Genomic DNA, 18,889 nt, shown 5'->3' with positions numbered 1-18,889 from the left:
CATGAGCAAGGCCGGAATCACCGTGGCGACGGCGGACCCGCCCGCGCCGACCGCCCGCCACCTCCCCCGGCGCCGCGGCGTCGAACTCGCCCTCATCGTCCTGGCCGTACTGCTGTCCGTGTACGGCTACTGCGCCGTCGGCCTCGCCCAGCACGGCGCCCTCCCGCCCGGTGCCGCCGGCTACGGCGCCGGGCTCGGCGTGCTCGCACTGCTGGCCCATCTGGCCGTGCGCCTGCGGGCCCCGTACGCCGACCCCCTGCCGCTCCCCATCGGCGTGCTGCTCAACGGGCTCGGCCTGGTGCTCATCTACCGGCTCGACCTGGAGACCCCGGGCGACCGGGCGGCACCGGCCCAACTGATCTGGTCGACGCTGGGCGTGGCGCTGTTCATCCTGGTCGTCCTGCTGCTGCGCGACCACCGGCTGCTCCAGCGCTACACGTACGTCTGCGTCGTCACCGCGCTCGCGCTGCTCACCCTGCCGATCCTGTTCCCGGCGGTGAACGGCGCCCGCATCTGGATTCGGATCGCCGGGTTCTCCATCCAGCCGGGCGAGTTCGCCAAGGTGTTGCTGGCGGTCTTCTTCGCCGCGTACCTGGCCGCGAACCGCAATGCCCTCGCCTACACCGGCCGCCGCGTCTGGAAGCTCCAGCTGCCCACCGGGCGGGTCCTGGGCCCGATCGTCGCCGTCTGGCTGGTGAGCGTCGGTGTCCTCGTCCTGGAACGCGACCTCGGCACGTCGCTGCTCTTCTTCGGCCTGTTCGTGGTCCTCCTCTACGTCGCGACCGGCCGCACCGGCTGGATCGCCGTCGGCCTGCTGCTGGCCGCACTGGGGGCGGTCGCCGTGGGCCGGCTGGAGCCGCACGTGCACAGCAGGATCGAGACGTGGCTGCACCCGTTCACGTCCATCGAGGCGGGCGAGGGCGCGAACCAGCTCGCACAGTCGCTGTTCGCCTTCGCGGAGGGCGGCGTGCTCGGCACGGGCCTGGGCCTCGGCCACTCGGTCCTCATCGGCTTCGCCGTGAAGTCGGACTTCATCCTGGCCACGGCGGGCGAGGAACTCGGCTTCGCGGGCCTGTCCGCGATCTTCCTGCTCTACGGCCTGCTGGTGGAGCGCGGCTTCCGGGCGGGCCTGGCACTGCGTGAGCCCTTCGGCCGACTGCTCGCGGTCGGCCTCGCCTCACTCGTGGCGCTCCAGGTGTTCGTGATCGCGGGCGGTGTGACGGGCCTGATCCCGCTGACCGGCATGGCGATGCCGTTCCTGGCGCAGGGCGGCTCCTCGGTGGTCACCAACTGGGCGATCGTGGCGCTGCTCGTCCGGGTGAGCGACTCGGCACGCCGTCAGCACGACGGGCAGGACGCGCGGTGACGCGGCACATCCGGCACGCCGGGTTCTTCTGCGCCCTGCTGCTGGTGGCCCTGTTGCTCAACGCCGCCCGCGTCCAGGTCGTGCGGGCCCCGGCGTACGAGGGCAACCCCGCCAACCGGCGCCCGGACATCGCCCGGTACGCGCAGCCGCGCGGCGACATCCTGGTCGGCGGCCGGCCCGTCACCGGCTCGAAGGACACCCGCGAGCACCTCCGCTACGAACGGACCTACGCGGACGGCCCGTTGTACGCGCCGGTCACCGGCTTCGCCTCCCAGCTGTACGGGACGACGCTGCTGGAGGACGCCGAGGACGCCGTGCTGTCCGGCACGCACCCGATGCTGGCGCCGTTCCCGCTGTGGAACGACTTCACCCGGGCGCGGTACCGGGGCGGCGACGTCGTGACGACCCTCGACCCGGCCGCGCAACGGGCGGCGTACCGGGGGCTCGCCGGGCGCAAGGGCGCGGTCGCGGCGCTGGAGCCGTCGACCGGCCGGATCCTGGCCCTGGCTTCCGCCCCGTCCTACGATCCCCAGCCGCTGTCCGGCAACGGAGCCGCGGCGTCCAGAGCGTGGGCGCGGCTGAACGCCGACCGGGACCGCCCGATGCTCAACCGGGCGGTACGGCAGACGTATCCACCGGGCTCCACCTTCAAGATCGTCACCGCCGCCGCGGCGCTGGACGCCGGCGTGGTCAGGAACCTGGACGCGCCGACCGGCTCCCCGGATCCCTACACCCTGCCCGGGACGAGGACGCGCCTGGTGAACGAGTCGAAGGGCTGCGCGGACGCCTCGGTGCGGGAGGCCTTCACGTTCTCCTGCAACACGGTGTTCGCGAAACTCGGCGTGGAGGTGGGCGCGCGGGACATGACGAGGACGGCACGCGCCTTCGGTTTCGACAACGGCGAGATGGACATCCCTTTCCCGGTGGCCCGGTCCACCTTCGACACCTCGCTCGACCGGGCCCAGCTCGCCCTGTCGTCGATCGGCCAGTACAACACGCGTGCCACACCCCTGCAGATGGCGATGGTCGCGGCGGCCGTCGCCGACGGCGGTCAGGTGCGGGAGCCCTATCTGGTGGAGCGGACGACCCGGCCGGGCGGCAGCACCCTCGCGACAGCCGGTTCACGCCCGGCCCGCCAGGCGATGTCCCCCTCCACCGCCGTACGGCTGCGCGCGCTGATGCGGGACGCGGTCAGGAACGGCACGGGGCGCAAAGCGGCGATCCGGGGCGCCAAGGTCGGCGGCAAGACCGGCACCGCCCAGCACGGCCTCGGCAACTCCGGGACGCCGTACGCCTGGTTCGTCTCCTGGGCGCAGGGCGACCACGACCCGGCGCCACGGGTGGCGGTCGCCGTGGTCCTGGAGGACGCGAGGTCGGACCGCGGACACATCAGCGGCGGCGACGCGGCGCCGATCGCGCGAGCGGTGATGAAGGCGGCACTCAACTCCCGGAACCAGAAGTCCAGTTCGTGAGACGGTACTACCGTGACCGGCAGCTCCCGACCTACCGTTCGGTCATGACTCAGCCTGCCCCCGCGTACGAGCTCGCCCAGGTCAACATCGCTCGCCTGAAGGCACCGCTGGACACCCCGCTGCTGAAGGACTTCGTCGACAACCTCGACCCGGTGAACGCGGACGCCGACGCGGCCGACGGCTTCGTCTGGCGCCTGCAGGGCGACAACGGCGACGCCACCGACATCCCGGTCTTCGGTGACTCCTGGCTCATCATCAACATGTCGGTGTGGCGCGACACCAACGCCCTGACCGCGTTCATGTACCAGGGCAGGCACCGGGAGATGCTCGCCCGCCGCCGCGAGTGGTTCGAGCGCGTCCAAGAGGCCATCGCCGCCCTCTGGTGGGTCCCGGCGGGCCACCGCCCCACGGTCGCCGAGGCGGAATCCCGCCTCCTCCACCTGCGCACCCACGGCCCGACCCCGTACGCCTTCACCCTGCGCACGTCGTTCCCGCCCCAGGGGGCGACGCCGCTGCTCGGCGAGGTGCCGGAGGGGCTGGGCTGTTCGCTCTGAGGCCCTGCCATGTGACGGATGACGCACGGACGATCAACCGTCGGGACACCTGCCGGCCTCGACGGCGTCCCGCACCTCCGCCACCCGCTCCCGCTCCTCCGCCGCGAACCGCTCGGCGTCGAGCTTCTCGGCGATCTCCTCGTCCTGGGACATCAGCAGATCGAGATCGGAGTCGCCCATCTCCAGGACGCCCATGTCGACGTAGGCCTGCTGGAGCCGTTTTCCCCACAGGCCGATGTCCTTGACGCAGGGGACGATGCGGCTGAAGAGCAGCTTGCGGAACAGGGCGAGGAACTCGGACTCCTCGCTGTACGCCTCCGCCTCGGCCTTCGGGATGCCGAAGTTCTCCAGCACCTCCACGCCCCGCAGACGGTCGCGCATGAGGTAGCACCCCTCGATGACGAACTCCTCGCGCTCCCTCAGCTCGACATCGGTGAGCTGCCGGTAGTAGTCCCGCAGCGCCATCCGCCCGAAGGCCACGTGCCGCGCCTCGTCCTGCATGACGTACGCGAGGATCTGCTTCGGCAGCGGCTTGTCGGTCGTGTCCCTGATCATGCCGAAGGCGGCCAGGGCGAGCCCCTCGATCAGCACCTGCATCCCGAGGTACGGCATGTCCCAGCGCGAGTCGCGCAGGGTGTCGCCCAGCAACGACTGGAGGTTGTCGTTGATCGGGTACAGCAGCCCGATCTTCTCGTGCAGGAAGCGGCCGTAGATCTCGGCGTGCCGGGCCTCGTCCATGGTCTGGGTGGCCGAGTAGAACTTGGCGTCCAGGTCGGGGACCGACTCCACGATCCGCGCGGCACAGATCATCGCGCCCTGCTCACCGTGGAGGAACTGGCTGAACTGCCAGGAGGCGTAGTGCCGCCTCAGCTCCCCCTTGTCCTTCTCCGTCAGCTTCGCCCAGTGCCGGGTGCCGTACAGGGACAACGCCTCGTCCGGGGTGCCCAGCGGATCGTACGGATCCACCTCCAGCTCCCATTCGATCCGCTTCTGGCCGTCCCACTGCTTGTCCTTGCCCTTCTGATAGAGGGCCAGGAGACGGTCACGGCCGTTGTCGTACTCCCAGTTGAAGCGGGCCGCGCCGCTCGCGGGCACCTGCCACACGGACTCGTCCGGTTCCTTGGCGTACAGGTCGAAGGTCGGCATGCCCCGCAGGCTCACACGTGGTAGACGTCGCGTCAACAAGTCGCGCACAGGGGATTGACGAGCTTGCTGACAGGCAGTCTCATAAGGGGACGATGACGTGTGCACAACGAGGTGGGCAGCCATGACGACCCTGACGGAAGCCGACGCGCTCGACGGCCTGCGCGATGCCCTGGGCCTGCTCAAGGACCGGGAGCAGGTGGCCCAGCGGCTGCTCGACTCCTCCGCCAAGCACTCCTTCGACCCGGACAAGGAACTGGACTGGGACGCGCCCTTCGAGGAGGGCAAGTGGTTCTGGCCCCCGGAGCTGGTGTCGCTCTACGACACCCCGCTCTGGAAGCGGATGAGCGAGGAGCAGCGCATCATCCTCTCCCAGCACGAGGCGGCGGCCCTGGCCTCCCTCGGGATCTGGTTCGAGATCATCCTCATGCAGCTGCTGGTCCGGCACATCTACGACAAAGCGGCGACGAGCGCGCACGTGCGCTACGCCCTCACCGAGATCGAGGACGAGTGCCGCCACTCCAAGATGTTCGCCCGGCTGATAGCCCACGGTGGCACGCCCTGGTACCCGGTCAGCCGCGTCCACCAGCACCTCGGCCGCCTCTTCAAGACGATCTCCACGACCCCCGGCTCCTTCACGGCGACCCTGCTCGGTGAGGAGGTCCTCGACTGGATGCAGCGCCTGACCTTCCCCGACGAGCGGGTCCAGCCCCTCATCCGTGGCGTCACCCGCATCCACGTCGTGGAGGAGGCCCGCCATGTGCGCTACGCCCGCGAGGAACTGCGCCGCCAGATGGTGACGGCCCCCAGGTGGTCCCAGGAGTTCACCCGCATCACCTCGGGCGAGTTCGCCCGGGTCTTCTCGGTGGCGTTCGTGAATCCCGAGGTCTACACGAACGTCGGACTGGACCAGCGCGAGGCGCTCGCACAGGTACGGGCCAGCGGCCATCGCCGCGAGGTCATGCAGAACGGCGCCAGGCGACTGACGGACTTCCTCGACGACATCGGAGTACTGAGGGGCGTCGGGCGGCGGCTGTGGAAGTCGTCGGGACTGCTGGCGTAGGACTGCGTCGCTTTGGCCGGTGCTCTGTGCTGTTGGCTTCCAGGTGCGCTTCGTCGGTGCTGAGGTCGGGGGGTTGCGCAGCCCGGCGCGGCGGGGTGCCTCCCCCAAGTTCTCGGCTTCGCTCGAACGCCTCCCCCAAGTTCTCGGCTTCGCTCGAACAGGGGGGACCCCCACGCCCACCCGTGCCGCCCCAGCGGCACGACTGCCCGCAGCGGCGGCCGCCGTACCACGCAAGGGGACGTGTCGGGGGGTGTCCGCCCGCAGCTGGCCGCAGCTGGTTGGCGCGTCAACGGACAGTCAATCGGTCTCCGACCCCATCGCGCCGTTCCGAGGACGGACACCCCCCGGCGCGGCCCCGACCCACCACGAAACCGCTGGCGCCACGCGCACCCTCACCGAAGCCGCAGGCACACCCGGCACCCGCCCCACACCCGCAGGCACCGGTTACGCTGCGGGTCATGACCCCAGCCGCCCCCACCCCCGCCTACCGGCGACTCAGCGTCGAGGAACGCCGCAGTCAGCTCCTCACCTCCGCGCTGAACCTCTTCGCCCACCGCGCTCCGGAGGACGTGTCCCTGGACGACGTGGCGGAGGCGGCCGGGGTGTCGCGCCCACTGGTGTACCGGTACTTCCCCGGCGGCAAGCAGCAGCTGTACGAGGCCGCCCTCAGGTCCGCCGCCGACGAGTTGCGGCACTGCTTCGACGAACCCCTCGAGGGTCCCATGCTCCCCCGCCTGTCCCGGGCCCTCGACCGCTACCTCACCTTCGTCGACCAGCACGACGCCGGCTTCAGCGCCCTCCTCCAGGGCGGCAGCGTCGTCGAGACATCCCGCACCACCGCCATCGTCGACGGCGTGCGCCGCGCCGCCGCCGAGCACATCTTCCGGCACCTCGAGGTCACCGATCCGGGCCCCCGTCTGCGCATGACCGTCCGGATGTGGATCACCGCCGTCGAGGCCTCGTCACTCATCTGGCTCGACGAGGACAAACAGCCTCCGGCCGAGGAACTGCGCGACTGGCTCGTCGAGCAGTTCGTGGCCATGCTGACCGTGACCGCCCGCCGCGACCCACGGACCGACGCCCTGGTCCAGGCGCTCGCCGGGGATGTCTGACACTGTTCCGGTGAAGAGCGAAGACATCCCCTTCGAGGGCGGCCCCATGGACGGCAGGGTCCTGCCCGTCCTGCTCGGCATCACCGGCCACCCGCCCAAGACGTACCGCATCCCCGTCCCGGACCCCGAAGGCGGCCCGCCCACCGTGCTCGTCTACCGCCGCGTACCCCGCGGACACGGCACAGTCGGGCTGACCCACCGGTGGAAGTACGAGTACGACCCCGAGGGAGCCCCGACCCGGCGGCTCAACTGGCCTTGGTCGAAACCGGACACCACGCCGCCCGGCGATCCAGACGCCACGCCGCCACGCAAGCCGGACGACGCCGACGAGTGACCCCGTTGCGCCGAATCGAGCACAGTTGGCGCGCACACCACCCGCACACCCCCGATCCTCACGATGTCCGGTGGCAAAGGGCCACCCTGCATCGGAGGTGACGGCATGTCAGGAAAGCTCGCACGCCTCGTTCTGGTCTGCCTCACGGCGACGGCGACCGGAGCCGCCCTCGCGCCCGTACCCGCCACGGCCGTTCCCGTTCCACGACCCGGCCCCGGACAGGGCACCGCCTCCATGGCCGCTCTCCTGACAGACCTTCAGAACCTCTACCGGGGCGCGGAAAAGGCCACCGAGGCCTACAACGCCACCGAGGAGACGCTGAAGAAGCAGCGGGCCGAGACCGACCGCCTGAACCGCGCCCTCGCCCGCGCCCGGCTCTCCCTGCACGACAGCCGGGGAGCGGCCGGCCGGCTCGCCCGGCAGCAGTACCAGGGCAGCACCGATCTCTCCCCGTATCTGCGCCTGCTCCTGGCCCGCGACCCGCAGCACGCCCTCGACCAGGGCCATGTGATCGGCCGGCTGGCCCGGGAGCGGGCCGAAACGGTCGGCCGGCTGACCGGCAGCGAGCGCAAGGCCCACGACCTGGCCCGCAAGGCCCGCAAGGCGCTCGACGAGCAGCTCGCCCTCACCGAGCGGCGGAAGAAGGAACGGGACGAGGTCCACGAGCGGCTTCGCGAAGTCGAGGAGCTGCTCGCCTCCCTCAACCGCGACCAGCTCGCCACCCTCGCCGAGTTCGAGAGGAACGGTGTCCGCAAAGCGCAGGAGAGGTTCATGGCGTCAGGCGCGCTCAGCGGCCTGCGCAGACCCTCGGCCGGGGGCGACCGGGCCGTGCGCTACGCCGTACGGCAGCTCGGCAAGCCGTACGAGTGGGGCGCCGAGGGCCCGAAGTCGTACGACTGTTCAGGCCTGACCTCGCAGGCGTGGGCCGAGGCCGGGACGCCCATCCCCCGGACCAGCCAGGAGCAGTGGAAGCGGCTGAAGCCCGTCCCGCTCTCCGAGCTGCGCCCGGGAGACCTGGTCGTGTACTTCCCGGAAGCCACGCACGTGGCGCTGTACCTCGGCGACGGCATGGTCGTACAGGCGCCCCGCCCGGGCGCGAGGGTCAAGGTGTCACCGATCGCGGCCAACCCGCTCCTGGGCGCCGTACGCCCCGACCCGGACGGGAAGCCCCTGCGGCGGTACCAGCCACCGGAGCTCCCCGAGGGCGCCACGGACGGGTCGGACGAGGGGTACGACGCGGAAGGAGGCTACGCGGCGCCCGCGCCGGACACCTCGACCAGGTAGGCCTGCGCCTTCTCCGGCTCGTAGAAGAAGTTCTCGAAGTCGGCCGGGTCGTTGAAGCCGTTGGCGAAGCGGTCGGCGACCGGCTGGAGTTCACCGGCGGCGCCGATGAGGTTCAGGATGTGCTCCGGCGGCGGCGCGAGCATCGCGTTGGTCCACTTGGTGACGTGCTGCGCGGTGTTCCAGTAGCGGTCGAAGGTGGCCCGCATCCACTCCTCGTCGAACGGCTTGTCGCCGCGCTCGACGATCGAGGAGAGGTAGGCGGCCGCGCACTTCGACGCGGAGTTGGAGCCCTGGCCGGTGATCGGGTCGTTCGCCACGACGACGTCCGCCACACCCAGCACGAGCCCGCCGCCGGGGAGTCGGCCGACGGGGGTGCGGACGGTGGGGGCGTAGCGGCCGGCCAGCGTGCCGCCCGCGTCGGTCAGCTCGACCTTGGTGGCCCGCGCGTACTCCCAGGGGACGTACCGCTCCATGAGTTCCAGGGTCAGGGAGAGGTGCTCCGCCGGGTCCTTGACGCCGTTGAAGACGTCGAGCGGGCCGCCGGGTATGCCCTCCCAGAACAGGATGTCGGCGCGGCCGGAGGTGGTGAGGGTGGGCATCACGAACAGTTCGCCGACACCCGGCACGAGGTTGCAGCGGACCCCTTCGGTGTCCGGGTGCTCGGGGCGCGGGCCGAGGCCGTGGACGTACGACACGGCCAGCGCGCGCTGCGGCTCGCTGTACGGGGAGCGCTCCGGGTCCCGGGCGAACATCTGGACCAGCTCGCCCTTGCCGGCGGCGACGAGCACCAGGTCGTACGTACGGGAGAAGTAGTCGAGGTCGCCGACGGCCGCGCCGTGGATGACGAGCTGTCCGCCGCGCTGGGCGAACGTCTCCATCCAGCCGGCCATCTTCACCCGCTGGTCGACCGACTGCGCGTACCCGTCGAGCCGGCCCAGCCAGTCGATCGCACGTGCCGCGGGGCCCTCGGCCCAGGAGCCGGGCGCGGCGACCGAGACGCCGAGCCCTTCGATCTTCGGGGCCTGGGACTCCCAGAAGTTCAGCTGGAGATCGCGCTCGTGCTGCAGGGCGGTGTGGAACATGCACTGCGTGGACATGACCCGGCCGGTGCGGATCTCGTCCGCCGTCCGGTTGGACATCAGGGTGACCTCGTACCCCTGGGACTGGAGGCCGAGAGCGATCTGGAGTCCGGACTGGCCGGCTCCGACGACGAGTATCTTCCGCATGCGGGGTTGTCCTCTACTCGGGGGTTTCGTCGAGCGCGTGGCCCACGAGGGCCAGGAGGGTCTCGATCACGGAGATCCGGCGACGCGCGTCCATGATCATGACAGGTATGTGTCGCGGGATGGTCAGGGCCTCCCGCACGTCCTCCGGCTCGAACCGCTCACTGCCGTCGAAGTGGTTCACGGCGACGACGTACGGCAGTCCCGAACTCTCGAAGTAGTCCAGGACCGGGAAGCAGTCCTTCAGACGGCGCGTGTCGGCCAGGACGACGGCGCCGATCGCACCGCGCACGATGTCGTCCCACATGAACCAGAACCGCTGCTGGCCCGGCGTGCCGAACAGGTAGAGCACCAGGTCGTCGTCGAGCGTGATGCGCCCGAAGTCCATGGCCACGGTGGTGGTGGACTTGCCCGGGGTGGCGGTGAGGTCGTCGGTGGCCTCGCTCGCCTCGGTCATCAGCGCCTCGGTCTGCAGGGGCGTGATCTCCGAGACGGCGGTGACCAGCGTGGTCTTGCCCACGCCGAAGCCGCCCGCCACCACGATCTTCGTGGCGATGGGGGCGCGGGTGCGGTCCGTTTCCCAGGCGTGCATGCCCTCGTCGGGCTGCACGAACGGGGATGTACCAGAGACGCCGTGAGCGGCTTCAGAGACGACGGAGTCCACTCAGCACCCTTTCCAGCAGAGCCCGGTCCGGGCGGCCCGTGCCGTGGCCGGTGCCCGTTCCGTACACACGGATCTTTCCCTGGTCCGCGAGGTCGCTGAGGAGCACGCGGACCACGCCGAGCGGCATCTTCAGCAGCGCGGCGATCTCGGCCACCGTACGCATCCGGCGGCACAGCTCGACGATGGCCTGGAGCTCCGGCATCACGCGGGAGAGGGAACCGTTGGTCAGTTCCCGGCGCTCCTCCGGGGCCTCCAGCGCGGCCGTGCTCGCCACGAACGTCTCCACCAGGAGGACGTGGCCGAAGCGGGTACGGCCGCCGGTGAGCGAGTACGGGCGGACCCGGGCGGGTTTGCGGTCACCGCCGCGGACCGGGAGATGCTGTTTGGGCGTACTGCTCATCGGGCCCTCCCCGTCGTCTGGGGATTCTGGGAATCCTCCAGGGATTTACGGAGTTCGCTGCGGAGTTCGGGCGTCAGGACGTGTCCGGCGCGGCCGACGAACAGGGCCATGTGGTACGCCACGACGCTCATGTCGCAGTCCGCGGAGCCGTGGACGCCGAGCAGCGAGCCGTCGCTGATGGACATCACGAACAGGCTGCCCTCGTCCATCGCGACCATGGTGTGCCTGACGCCGCCGAAGTCCATCAGCTTGGCGGCGCCGATGGTGAGGCTGCCGATGCCGGAGACGATGGTGGCCAGGTCCGCGGCCGAGCCGCGCGGTCCGCTCCGCCCGGGCCCGCGGGCCTGGAGGGCCTCCCGGGCCTGCTGGTTGCGGTGGGCGTCGGAAGAAAGTAGGAGCAGTCCGTCGGAGGAGACGACCGCGACCGAGAGGATGCCGGGTACCTCCTCGACGAGGTTGGTCAGCAGCCAGTGCAGGTTGCGGGCCTCACTACTCAGTCCGATCAGTCCGAAGGTACTGGGCGCGGTCAACTGCTTGCCTCCTCGACTGTGCCCCCCGTGGCTTCTTCGGATTCAGCTGGTCCTGATGTGCCGGTGGCCGGCCGCTTGTGCGAGGCCGTCTTCTCGGCGATTTCCGCCTCCACCTCGCGGTAGCCGGCCTGGGCGCCCTGGCGGAAGCCGCCGAGGCGGCGGCGGAGGGCTTCGGCGTCGACGGATCCGCTGCGTCGGCGGGGCTCGGTGGTCGGAGCGGTGATCTTCGGGGTGCGCTTGGGGAGGCCCTTGTCGGTGACGCGCTCGTGTTCGACGTCAGCCTCCGCCTCGGCTTCGCCTTCGGCGGTGCCGTTCCCCTCCGCACCGCGCGTGCGGCTTTCGTGGTCGGATGCGGGTGGTCCCTGCGGGGCGGACTCGCCGCCGGCGGCCGCGGGATCGTCGTGGGCCGGGTGCGGCTTCGGCTGCCACGCCGGCTCCGTCTCGTCCCGTCGGCCCGCGCCGGGTTCCCGCTGCGCCGCGAAGTCCGCCGTTCCCTGCGGTACCTCGGGCGATTCCGCCTGCTGCAGCGGGAGCAGCAGCTCCATCGTGGTCTCAGCGGGGGTCTCCGGCGGGGCTGCCGGAGATTCCGCTGACGGGGCGGTCGGTCCGGTTCCTGCCTGGACCGCCGGCGTTTCCCCTTCCGCCGGGGCCACCGGTCCTGCGTCTTCCGCCGGTTCCGGATGCCCGACGGCTTGCGTGCCCTCCACGTCGTCCGCGACCTGCCGGGGCTCCGCGTACTCCCCGGGGTCCGGGAACCCAGCAGACCGCGTCGTCCCCGTGGTCTCGCCCGGTCCCGAGGACTCCCCGGTCCCAACGAGCCCAGCAGACCTGCCGTCTTCCCCAGCCTCAACAAGCCCGGCGGACTCATCAGGCCCCGCAGACTCGGTCCAGGCAGTCCGCGCGGCCCTGCTCGGCCCCGCAGACTCGGTCCCCGCAGTCCCCGCAGTCCCGGTCGACCCCGCAGACCCGGTGCCCGCAGTCCCCGCCGTCCTGTTCGACCCCGCAGACTCTTCAAGCTCAGCGGAATCAACAGTCCCCGCGGAGACACCAGACCCGGTAGACACCGCACTCCCCGCGGCCTCGGCCGGATCCGCCACCCCCGCGGTCTCCTCGCTCCGCACCGCCTTCTCCGCGAGCGCGACCAGCGGATCCCCACTGCCGGCGCGGCCGTACAGGACGTTGGAGTTGGCCTCGGCGTCGGCGCCGGGGAGGGAGAAGCCGTGTGTCGTGCTCGAGTGCGGGCCGGACGCCGGGACCGCCGCGGCCGGGGCCGTCGCGAGCAGCGGGCGGGGCAGGACGACGACCGCCGCGACACCGCCCTGCTTCTGCTCGCGCAGCTGTACCCGCACGCCGTGGCGGTGGGCGAGGCGGGCCACGACGTAGAGGCCGAGGCCGAGACCGTCCTCGCCCTCCTGGTCGTACGGCGCCTCCGGGTCGAAGCCGGTGAGGCGGGTGTTCAGCCGCTCCAGCCGGTCCGCGGTCATACCGATGCCCTCGTCCTGGACGGAGAGCATGACCTCGCCGTTCTCCAGCAGCCAGCCGGAGATCTCGACGGGCAGGTCGGGCGGGGAGAACGAGGTGGCGTTCTCCATGAGTTCGGCCAGCAGGTGAGAGAGGTCGTCCGCGGCGAACCCGGCGATGTGCGCGTGCGGCGGCAGCGCGGCGATCCGGACCCGCTCGTACCGCTCGATCTCGCTGACCGCGGCGCGGACGACGTCCACGAGCGGCACGGGCCCGGCCGCGTGCTGGACGTGTTCGGTGCCGGCGAGGACCAGGAGGTTCTCGCTGTGCCGGCGCATGACCGTCGCGAAGTGGTCGAGCTTGAAGAGCGTGGAGAGGCGCTCCGGGTCCTGCTCGCGCTCCTCCAGGTTCTCGATGACGGCCAGTTGCCGCTCGACCAGGCCGAGGGTGCGCAGGGCGAGGTTGACGAAGGTGCCGCCGATGGCGGTGCGCAGCCGCTCCAGCTGGGCGGCGGACTCGGCGAGTTCGCCGCGCAGTTCCTCGCGGGCGTCGGCCATCTTCTGGCGCTGGCCGACGAGGTGCTTGCGGTCGGCCTCCAGCGTGCTGATCCGCTCGGTGAGGGCGGCGGCGTGCGCGTGCAGGGCGTTGACGGAGCGGACGACCTGGGCGAACTCGTCGTTGCGGCCGGTGAACTTCACCGGCTCCTCGGCCGCCGGGTCCTCGGCCTCGGCCAGGCGCTTGGAGCCCAGGCGCAGCACGGCCAGGGGGCGGGTGAGGCTGCGTGCCATGCCCGTGGCGACGCCGACGGCGAGCAACATGAGGGCGCCGAGGACGGCGATGCGGATCTCCAGCGCGGTGACGTCGTCGTCGCGCAGCGCCTCCAGGTCCTTGGTCCGGCGGTCGTAGAGGGCGGACTCCACGCCGCGCATCACGTCGACGCGGGCGGACAGGGCCGCGTCCAGCTTCTTGGTGCTGGTGGAGAGTTCGCCGCCGGAGAGGCTCGGCTGGTCGGTCAGGGTGGCGAGGTACTTCTCGGCGGAGTTGACCTCGGTGCCGGTGACCGTGTTGTCGAACGAGGTGCGGGCCGCCTCGGGGGCGGTGGCGCGGAAGTCGGCCAGGGCCGCGTCGGAGCGCAGCCGGGCCTGCTGGGCGGCGGCGCTCAGGGCGTCGCGCTGCCGGGCGTCGGCGTCCGAGGAGGTGGACGTCTCGGTCGGCAGGCCGGTGACGGGGTCGATGGCCGTGTCGGTGCCGCGCGGCACGCTGAGGGCGGCGAGCAGCAGGCCCCGGGCGGCGGCGGCCTGCTGGACGGCGGAGTCCAGTTCGGCGAGGGCGTGGCTGCCGGAGCCGGCGCGGGGCGGCGTCTGCTGGGCCAGCTGTTCGGCGAGCCGGTGGAGTTCGGTGATGGTGGTGGAGTACGCCTGGTGCGCTTCGAGGGCGCTGCTCTTGCCGGTGAGCGCCGCTCGGCGTACGGCGGATATGTCGTCGAGGTCCGAGCGGAGCGCGGCGGGCGTGTCGGTGTCCGCCCGCAGTTCCTCCACCTGCCGGTCCACGCGGGCGCTGTGCTGCTCGGAGGGTGCCTTGGACTTGGGTCGGCCGGCCGCGATGTAGGAGGTGAGGTCGTCGCGCTCGTCGGCGAGGGAGTGCGCGAGGGCGAGGGCGTCCTGCGTCTGCCCGGCGAGCGTCACGAGCTCCTGCGAGTCGTGGAGTTGCCCGGAGGCGGCGAGGACCGACGGGGTACCGGCACCGGCGATGGCCGCGGCGACCACGGCCACGGCGACGATGAGCCGGTTGCGTACATGGGTGGGGCGGCCCTTGCCGGTGGGGGGCGTCGACTCAGCGCCCTGAACGGGGGCCGTCTTCTTGCCTGTGCGACGAGGCCGCGACTTCTGCACCGGTGCTCGCATTCCTGACTCGTGAACTCATGGGCCCGGATGACGCTCCGTCAACTGACGCGTACTCCAGGTACACTTCCCGACCCTCCCAGCGCCGGTGGGCAGCGCACGCGCGCATCACCTGACCCGCCACTCGAAGGAGTGAACCCCGGACGGGAGTTGAGGGGCAAGTTCCGCTGGCCCTTGCAGCGGCCTTGCGCGGCCCGCCGGTTGGACGCCGGGGGCAGGCGGTGGCAGTATTCGCCAACGCGCCTTCTCGGAACAATGCATTCCACCCAAAACGGGGCGCCTGACCTGCACGACTGCGCAGATCCGGCAACCATTGCCAGCCTCTTGCGGACCTTGTGAAGGGCTCGTGCAGACTGGCTGGATGCGTACTGAACTCGTTTCGGAGCCCGGAGACGCGGATCGCCCCAACGAGGACTTCGCCGCTGTCGGACTACCGGCCTCCGGACAGGGCGGTTCGGTCGTCGTCCTGGACGGGGTCACGCCCCCGAAGGGCGGGACGGGCTGTCTGCATTCCGTCCCCTGGTTCACGGCGCGCCTCGGGGGAGCACTGACCGAACTGACCGTTTCACTCCCGGACGCTCCCCTGGTCGACGCCTTGTCCCGTGCCATCGCGCGTACCGCTGAGGCACACGCCTCATCCTGTGACCTTTCTCACCCACGCACCCCTCAGGCCACGGTGGTCGTGGCCCGCTGGTCCACCGAGACGGTCGAGTACCTGGTCCTGTCCGACTCCGCCCTCCTCGTGGAGTCACCGGACGGCGTGGTGACGCCCTTCCTGGACGACCGCCTGTCCCTCCTGCCCCGCTCCGCCCTGGCCACGGACGCGCTGGTGGACTCCACGGTCCGCAACAGGGAAGGCGGCTTCTTCACGGCCGCGGCCGACCCCGCGGTGTCCGGACGGGCGGTGACCGGGACGCTGCCCCGCCGGGAGGTGCGCGCCTTGACCGTGCTGACGGACGGTGCCTCGCGCTGGGTGGAGCGCTTCCGGGAGGGCGACTGGACGGACTGCTTCCGCCTCGTCCGCAAGGAGGGACCGCAGGCACTGGTGGACCGGGTCCGCGCGCTGGAACGGGCGGACACGGCCAGGACCTTCCTGGGCCGGAGCAAGTCGCACGACGACGCGACGGTGGTGTTCGTCGAGTTCTGACGACCGGCGTCGAGGACTACTTCTCCATGCTGCGGTTGAGCTGGTGCAGCAGCCGGGCCAGTTCCGTCACCGCGCTGGTGTCCCAGTCGGCGAGACGGCCGGCGTAGCGGGCGCGGCGGGCCTCCCGCACCCGGCGGACACGGTCGTGCCCCTCCTGGGTGAGGGCCACGAGCCAGGCGCGTCCGTCGGCGGGGTCGGGCTCACGGGCGACCAGGCCGAGGTCCTCCAGGGCGCGCAGCTGGCGGGACATCGTGGCCTTGCCGACGCCGATGTAGGCGGCGAGCTCGGTGGCCCGCTGCCTGCCGCACTCGTCCAGCCGGACGAGGAGGCCGTACGCGGACGACTCCAGGTCGGGATGGACCTCCCGGGCCATCTCGCCCTGGCTGGCCCGGGCACGCCGCAGCAGCACGGTCAGCTCCCGCTCCAGCGCCAGGAACGCGGGCTGGTCCACCCCGCTCCCGGCCGGACCGGCCTCCCGGTGTCCGGCGTCGTTGCCTTCCTCGCGCACGTCAGCCCCTGCCTCGGTTCTCGCCCGGTACCCGATCCCGGTACCTGAAATTCTCCGCACCCGGCGCCATCGCCGCAGCTCGGCAAGTATTCCGCAGGGCAGGCCACCCCTGTACACAGGGCCACCACACAGTGAAGGCCCGGGCCTCCCTCACGGGGCCCGGGCCTTCCTCATCCGATGACCTCCGTCACGCGGCCACCGGAACCTCCGGCGTCGCACCCGCGGTGGCGGGGGCGAGCGCCAGCTCCAGGACCTGGCGGACATCGGTGACGGTGTGGACGTCGAGCTTGTCCAGCACCTCCGCCGGGACGTCGTCCAGGTCGGGTTCGTTGCGCTTGGGGATGATCACCGTGGTGACACCCGCCCGGTGCGCGGCGAGCAGCTTCTGCTTCACGCCGCCGATCGGCAGGACCCGGCCGGTCAGCGAGACCTCACCGGTCATCGCCACGTCCGTGCGCACCAGGCGGCCGGAGAGCAGCGAGGCCAGCGCGGTGGTCATCGTGATGCCGGCACTGGGGCCGTCCTTGGGGACCGCGCCCGCCGGGAAGTGGATGTGCACGCCCCGGTCCTTCAGGTCGGCCACCGGCAGTTCGAGCTCGGCACCGTGGGAGCGCAGGAAGCTCAGCGCGATCTGCGCGGACTCCTTCATCACGTCGCCCAGCTGGCCGGTCAGGGTCAGTCCCGCGGCGCCCGTCTCGGGGTCGGCCAGCGACGCCTCCACGTAGAGCACGTCACCACCGGCGCCCGTCACCGCGAGGCCCGTCGCCACGCCCGGCACGGAGGTCCGGCGCTCGGCCGGGTCCTGGGCGGACTCGGGCACGTGGTGCGGCCGGCCGATCAGGGAGCGCAGGTCCTCGTCGCGGACGGTGAACGGCAGCTCCCGCTCGCCCAGCTCGTGCTGGGCCGCGACCTTGCGCAGCAGCCGTGCGACGGACCGCTCCAGGTTGCGCACGCCCGCCTCGCGCGTGTACTCACCGGCGAGCTTGCGCAGGGCGCCCTCGTCGATGGCCACCTCGTCCTCGCCGAGTCCGGCCCGCTCCAGCTGCCGCGGCAGCAGGTGGTCCCGGGCGATGACGATCTTCTCGTCCTCGGTGTAACCGTCCAGGCGGACGATCTCCATGCGGTCGGCCAGGGCTTCGGGGATGGCCTCCAGGACGTTGGCGGTGGCGAGGAAGACCACGTCCGACAGGTCCAGCTCGACCTCCAGGTAGTGGTCCCGGAAGGTGTGGTTCTGCGCCGGGTCGAGCACCTCGAGCAGGGCCGCGGCCGGGTCACCCCGGAAGTCCGAGCCCACCTTGTCGATCTCGTCGAGCAGCACGACCGGGTTCATGGACCCGGCCTCCTTGATGGCGCGGACGATCCGGCCCGGCAGGGCACCGACGTAGGTCCGCCGGTGGCCGCGGATCTCGGCCTCGTCCCGGACGCCGCCGAGGGCCACGCGCACGAACTTCCGGCCCATCGCGTGGGCCACGGACTCGCCCAGGCTGGTCTTGCCGACGCCGGGCGGTCCGACGAGCGCGAGCACGGCACCGCCGCGTCGCCCGCCGACCACGCCGAGTCCCCGGTCGCCGCGTCGCTTGCGCACCGCCAGGTACTCGGTGATCCGCTCCTTCACGTCCTCCAGGCCGGCGTGCTCGGCGTCGAGGACGGCCTGGGCGCCCCGGATGTCGTAGGCATCCTCGGTGCGCTCGTTCCACGGCATCTCCAGGACCGTGTCGAGCCAGGTCCGGATCCAGGAGCCCTCGGGCGACTGGTCGGAGGACCGCTCCAGCTTGTCGACCTCCTTGAGCGCGGCCTCGCGGACCTTCTCGGGCAGGTCGGCGGCCTCCACGCGGGCGCGGTAGTCGTCGGACTCCTCGCCGTCCTGCTCGCCGTTCAGCTCGCGCAACTCCTTGCGGACCGCTTCCAGCTGACGCCGCAGCAGGAACTCGCGCTGCTGCTTGTCGACGCCCTCCTGGACGTCCTTGGCGATGGACTCGGCCACGTCCTGTTCGGCGAGGTGGTCGCGCAGCTGCTGGGTGGCGAGCTTGAGCCGGGCCACCGGGTCGGCGGTCTCCAGCAGTTCCACCTTCTGCTCGGTGGTGAGGAACGGCGAGTAGCCGGAGTTGTCGGCGAGCGCCGAGACGTCGTCGATGGCCTGGACCCGGTCGACGACCTGCCAGGCGCCGCGCTTGCGCAGCCAGGCGGTGGCGAGCGCCTTGTACTCCTTGACCAGTTCGGTCACTTGCCCGGGCAGCGGCTCCGGGACGGTCTCGTCGACGCTGGTGCCCTCGACCCAGAGGGCCGCGCCGGGGCCCGTGGTCCCCGCACCGATCCTCACCCGGCCCCGGCCGCGGATCAGCGCGCCCGGGTCGCCGTCGGCCAGCCGGCCCACCTGCTCGACGGTGCCGAGCACGCCGGTGTTCGCGTACGTCCCGTCGATGCGCGGCACCAGGAGTACCCGGGGCTTTCCGGGCGTTGTCCGAGCAGCAGCCTGAGCGGCCTCCACCGCGGCCCGGACCTCGTTGTCGCTCAGGTCCAGCGGGACCACCATCCCGGGCAGCACGACCTCGTCGTCGAGCGGCAGCACGGGCAGGGTGAGCGGTGTGGACGTCGAAGCCATGATCTCCCCTTCGGCAGTCAAGTTGAGCTATGCCGACTCAATGCTCGGGGGCGCCCGGATGTTCCCCGGCGGATGTTCGCCCTCAGCGATCACCCGCGAGACGGGCAGCCGACAGGCGCGTAATG

16 protein-coding genes are annotated in these 18,889 nt (G+C 71.5%); 8 read left to right on the top strand and 8 right to left on the bottom strand.

Going from position 1 to position 18,889, the window contains the following annotated elements; genetic code table 11:
- The first annotated feature begins 1 nt into the window (after window position 1).
- The 3 genes from IE97_RS0127875 to IE97_RS0127865 are packed head-to-tail and all read left to right on the top strand — an operon-like array spanning window position 2 to window position 3,392.
- A complete protein-coding gene (locus IE97_RS0127875) occupies window positions 2-1,366 on the top strand; it encodes an FtsW/RodA/SpoVE family cell cycle protein (RefSeq protein ID WP_030246244.1) in 1,365 nt (454 codons plus the stop codon).
- Window positions 1,363-2,838, top strand: coding sequence for a penicillin-binding transpeptidase domain-containing protein (locus IE97_RS0127870; protein WP_030246243.1), 1,476 nt, complete (start codon window positions 1,363-1,365; stop codon window positions 2,836-2,838). Before IE97_RS0127875 ends, IE97_RS0127870 begins: the two co-directional genes overlap by 4 nt.
- A gap of 44 nt (window positions 2,839-2,882) precedes the next feature.
- On the top strand, window positions 2,883-3,392 hold the full coding sequence (locus IE97_RS0127865; RefSeq protein WP_030246239.1) for a DUF3291 domain-containing protein: 510 nt from the start codon (window positions 2,883-2,885) through the stop codon (window positions 3,390-3,392).
- 33 nt (window positions 3,393-3,425) lie between these two features.
- Here the strand turns inward: IE97_RS0127865 and IE97_RS0127860 are convergent, their stop codons facing one another.
- On the bottom strand, window positions 3,426-4,538 hold the full coding sequence (locus tag IE97_RS0127860) for a ferritin-like domain-containing protein (RefSeq protein ID WP_030246238.1): 1,113 nt from the start codon (window positions 4,536-4,538) through the stop codon (window positions 3,426-3,428).
- A 121-nt stretch (window positions 4,539-4,659) separates the two neighbouring features.
- Between IE97_RS0127860 and IE97_RS0127855 the strand changes: the two genes are divergently transcribed.
- From IE97_RS0127855 to IE97_RS0127840, 4 genes are all read left to right on the top strand, one after another.
- A complete protein-coding gene (locus tag IE97_RS0127855; RefSeq protein ID WP_030246237.1) occupies window positions 4,660-5,598 on the top strand; it encodes an AurF N-oxygenase family protein in 939 nt (312 codons plus the stop codon).
- Window positions 5,599-6,056: 458 nt separating this feature from the next.
- A complete protein-coding gene (locus IE97_RS0127850) occupies window positions 6,057-6,710 on the top strand; it encodes a TetR/AcrR family transcriptional regulator (protein WP_030246235.1) in 654 nt (217 codons plus the stop codon).
- Between the two features lie 10 nt (window positions 6,711-6,720).
- Complete coding sequence (locus IE97_RS0127845) at window positions 6,721-7,044, top strand: hypothetical protein (protein ID WP_030246233.1); 324 nt, start codon at window positions 6,721-6,723, stop codon at window positions 7,042-7,044.
- A 105-nt stretch (window positions 7,045-7,149) separates the two neighbouring features.
- Complete coding sequence (locus IE97_RS0127840; protein ID WP_030246230.1) at window positions 7,150-8,328, top strand: C40 family peptidase; 1,179 nt, start codon at window positions 7,150-7,152, stop codon at window positions 8,326-8,328.
- Here IE97_RS0127840 and IE97_RS0127835 read toward each other — a convergent pair.
- Genes IE97_RS0127835 through IE97_RS0127815 form a run of 5 tightly spaced genes read right to left on the bottom strand, consistent with a single transcriptional unit; the run spans window position 8,292 to window position 14,498 of the window.
- Window positions 8,292-9,554, bottom strand: a complete 1,263-nt coding sequence (locus IE97_RS0127835) for a styrene monooxygenase/indole monooxygenase family protein (protein WP_030246228.1) — start codon at window positions 9,552-9,554, stop codon at window positions 8,292-8,294. The two genes, IE97_RS0127840 and IE97_RS0127835, sit on opposite strands and share 37 nt — an antisense overlap.
- Window positions 9,555-9,567: 13 nt before the next feature.
- Window positions 9,568-10,215 carry a GTP-binding protein gene (locus IE97_RS0127830; RefSeq protein WP_030246226.1) on the bottom strand — a complete coding sequence of 216 codons (648 nt, stop codon included), beginning with the start codon at window positions 10,213-10,215 and terminating at the stop codon, window positions 9,568-9,570.
- On the bottom strand, window positions 10,196-10,615 hold the full coding sequence (locus tag IE97_RS0127825) for a DUF742 domain-containing protein (RefSeq protein ID WP_030246224.1): 420 nt from the start codon (window positions 10,613-10,615) through the stop codon (window positions 10,196-10,198). The genes IE97_RS0127830 and IE97_RS0127825 overlap by 20 nt, the downstream gene beginning before the upstream one ends.
- The gene (locus IE97_RS0127820) at window positions 10,612-11,145 is read right to left on the bottom strand and encodes a roadblock/LC7 domain-containing protein (RefSeq protein ID WP_030246221.1); all 534 of its coding nucleotides are present in this window, start codon (window positions 11,143-11,145) and stop codon (window positions 10,612-10,614) included. The genes IE97_RS0127825 and IE97_RS0127820 overlap by 4 nt, the downstream gene beginning before the upstream one ends.
- Window positions 11,142-14,498: a nitrate- and nitrite sensing domain-containing protein gene (locus tag IE97_RS0127815; protein WP_030246218.1), complete on the bottom strand. Its 3,357-nt coding sequence runs from the start codon at window positions 14,496-14,498 to the stop codon at window positions 11,142-11,144. Before IE97_RS0127815 ends, IE97_RS0127820 begins: the two co-directional genes overlap by 4 nt.
- Window positions 14,499-14,868: 370 nt before the next feature.
- Between IE97_RS0127815 and IE97_RS0127810 the strand changes: the two genes are divergently transcribed.
- Window positions 14,869-15,654: a protein phosphatase 2C domain-containing protein gene (locus IE97_RS0127810; RefSeq protein WP_030246214.1), complete on the top strand. Its 786-nt coding sequence runs from the start codon at window positions 14,869-14,871 to the stop codon at window positions 15,652-15,654.
- A 16-nt stretch (window positions 15,655-15,670) separates the two neighbouring features.
- On the opposite strand, the gene IE97_RS0127805 is transcribed toward IE97_RS0127810, so the two are convergent.
- Both IE97_RS0127805 and lon read right to left on the bottom strand, forming a co-directional pair.
- Window positions 15,671-16,162: a MarR family winged helix-turn-helix transcriptional regulator gene (locus IE97_RS0127805; RefSeq protein WP_030246210.1), complete on the bottom strand. Its 492-nt coding sequence runs from the start codon at window positions 16,160-16,162 to the stop codon at window positions 15,671-15,673.
- Between the two features lie 187 nt (window positions 16,163-16,349).
- A complete protein-coding gene (gene lon, locus IE97_RS0127800; RefSeq protein ID WP_030246207.1) occupies window positions 16,350-18,764 on the bottom strand; it encodes an endopeptidase La in 2,415 nt (804 codons plus the stop codon).
- Window positions 18,765-18,889: the final 125 nt, after the last annotated feature.

It is taken from the genome of Streptomyces sp. NRRL S-455, from assembly GCF_000717875.1.
Lineage (GTDB): Bacteria > Actinomycetota > Actinomycetes > Streptomycetales > Streptomycetaceae > Streptomyces.
This window is presented reverse-complemented; position numbering and strand designations above follow the sequence as displayed.